The 2,107-nt window shown below is 74.2% G+C and carries 4 protein-coding genes and 1 pseudogene; all 5 read left to right on the top strand.

Features of this window, described 5'->3' with window-relative positions:
- Positions 1–2: 2 nt before the first annotated feature.
- Complete coding sequence (locus I5Q34_RS33515) at positions 3–737, top strand: exonuclease domain-containing protein (protein ID WP_199896270.1); 735 nt, start codon at positions 3–5, stop codon at positions 735–737.
- Positions 737–1,237, top strand: a complete 501-nt coding sequence (locus I5Q34_RS33510) for a hypothetical protein (RefSeq protein WP_199896269.1) — start codon at positions 737–739, stop codon at positions 1,235–1,237. The genes I5Q34_RS33515 and I5Q34_RS33510 overlap by 1 nt, the downstream gene beginning before the upstream one ends.
- Positions 1,234–1,521 carry a hypothetical protein gene (locus I5Q34_RS33505; RefSeq protein WP_199896268.1) on the top strand — a complete coding sequence of 96 codons (288 nt, stop codon included), beginning with the start codon at positions 1,234–1,236 and terminating at the stop codon, positions 1,519–1,521. Before I5Q34_RS33510 ends, I5Q34_RS33505 begins: the two co-directional genes overlap by 4 nt.
- The gene (locus I5Q34_RS33500; protein ID WP_234429926.1) at positions 1,518–1,850 is read left to right on the top strand and encodes a hypothetical protein; all 333 of its coding nucleotides are present in this window, start codon (positions 1,518–1,520) and stop codon (positions 1,848–1,850) included. Before I5Q34_RS33505 ends, I5Q34_RS33500 begins: the two co-directional genes overlap by 4 nt.
- 34 nt (positions 1,851–1,884) lie before the next feature.
- A pseudogene (locus tag I5Q34_RS33495) lies at positions 1,885–2,107 on the top strand (hypothetical protein); the annotation flags it as partial.

Genomic DNA, 2,107 nt, shown 5'->3' with positions numbered 1-2,107 from the left:
GCGTGACCTGGAGCGCAGGCCGCCTGTGCGGCTTCGACCTGGAAACCACCAGCCCCGATCCGGAGACCGCCCGCATCGTCACCGCGTGCGTCGTCCAGGTCGGCGACAAACGGCCGACCCAGTCGAGGACCTGGCTGTCCGACGTGGACGGCGAGGAGATCCCCGCCGAGGCCGCGGCCATCCATGGCGTCACCACCGATCGGGCCCGCGCCGAGGGAAGCGACCTGCGGCAGGTCGTCGAGGAGGTGCTCGACGCGCTCTCCGCCGTGGTGATGGCGGGCGTGCCGCTCGTGGTGATGAACGCGCGCTACGATCTGACGCTGCTCGACCGCGAGGCACGCCGGTACGGCATGACGCCCCTGACGGAGGGGCTCGGCGACATCACGGTGATCGACCCATTCGTCATCGACAAGCAGGTCGACAAGTTCCGGCGGGGATCGCGCAAGTTGGCGGACCTGTGCGCGCACTACCGGGTCCGCCTCGACGGCGCGCATTCAGCGGACGCCGATGCGATCGCGGCCTGCCGGGTCGCCTGGCGGATTGCCCAACAGCAGCCGGAGATCGGGAACGCCTCGCTCTCCATCCTGCACAAGCAGCAGATCGAGTGGGCCTCATCCCAAGCGGAGTCGCTGGCCGCGTACTTCGCACGGACGCCCGGCAAGGAGCACCAGGCCGCGACGGTCCGCCGGGAGTGGCCGCTCGTCCCCTTCGTGCCCACCCCAAGGGAGGGCTCGTGATGCCGGTGAGCCGCCGCAGGTACGACGACGCCAGGGAGCGTCTCAGCCGCTGCTGGGGCCGCGTCTTCCAACTCCAGTACGAGGCCCGAGTCCTGGAGCACGAGCGCGACGTCGAGCAAGCGGCGCGGCGGGAGATGCGTCGGCTGCTGTCCGAGGCCGAAGCCGATGTTCAGCGGCTGGCTGGTCAAGTGCGGCGCCTGGAGGGGCTGCTGAGGACCGCCGGGCGTGAGCACGGGGCGGAGGCCGCGCGGGCCGCAGCTCGTCTCGACCGCACCGTCCGGGCGTGCGCGCGGTACCGGGCCGAGGCCACAGAGTTGCGGCGGCGGCCTCATCCGTCCGGCGGCCGGGCGCTGGCGCTCGCCGAGCAGGCTCGCCGGTCCCTGGCCGCGCAGTTGGAGATCGTGCAGCGGTCGAACGACGTCATGTCCCGGCAGCTCGTGGACCGGGCCGGGACGCTGGCCAAGCGCCTGCCCGTCGGGGAGCCGGGGGTGGCGCCGTGACCACCATCGTCCTGGCCGCCGTCGCGCTGGCCGGTCTGGGGGCGGCGTGGTGGGCGGTCGCGGGCCGTCTCGCCGCGCACGGGGCCCGGTGGCGCCGGGGCCGCCTCGCCCCCGCTCTGCCCTACGCCAAGTTCGACGCGGCGGCCGTCTACCGGGTGTTGTGGGAGGACTGCCCGTGTTGCCGACGCCGGCACGCCCCGCACGAGGCCGACGACGAGGCGGGCATCGTGCGGTGCGTCGGCTGCGGACACCGCCGCCCCGCCGCCAAGGGGGTGGCCGGGTGATCTCCTCGCCGATCCTCCTGCTGCTGGTGTGTACCGGCGCGGTCGCCTGGCTGCTCGCCGCCGCCGTGGGCGTCGGCCTCCTGGCCGTCGCCGTCGTGCGCGGTATCCGGGCCGCCCTGCGGCGCGGCCGGCATCACGGCAGACACCGGTCCTTGGGTCCCGTGCCGGGCACGGCGGTCGAGGACGAGGCCGCCCTCGTCGAGCACGCCGGCCTCAGCATCCCGCACCCCTGTCCGGCCGAGGACCGCACCACCCTGCACCGCGTCCATGCCGACGGCGCCCGCGAGTGCTGGGTCTGCGGCACGATCACGAAGGGGGCCGCCCGGTGACCTACCGTCGGGCAGCGCGAAAGGCACAGGACCGGTGACCGCCACCCTGGGCACCGAGGGTTCCGCTCCGGCTCCGGCCGGGGCGGGCCCCCGCCCCCGCCCGCTCGTCATCGGTCTCGATCTTTCACTCACCTCGACCGGGGTGGCCGGCGTGGGCTGGACGGACCGCATCCGCACCAAGCTCCGCGGGGACGCCCGCCTGGCCCACGTGGAGGCCGCGGTCGTCAGCTACATCCGCCACGCCGACCTCGTCGCCA

The sequence above is a fragment of the Streptomyces sp. AV19 genome (assembly GCF_015999245.1).
In the GTDB taxonomy this organism is placed as follows: domain Bacteria; phylum Actinomycetota; class Actinomycetes; order Streptomycetales; family Streptomycetaceae; genus Streptomyces.
This window is presented reverse-complemented; position numbering and strand designations above follow the sequence as displayed.

What these genes read in the sequence shown, in the direction of transcription:
- I5Q34_RS33510 (WP_199896269.1), top strand. Translation starts at nt 737, where the DNA reads ATGCCGGTGAGCCGCCGCAGGTACGACGACGCCAGGGAGCGTCTCAGC.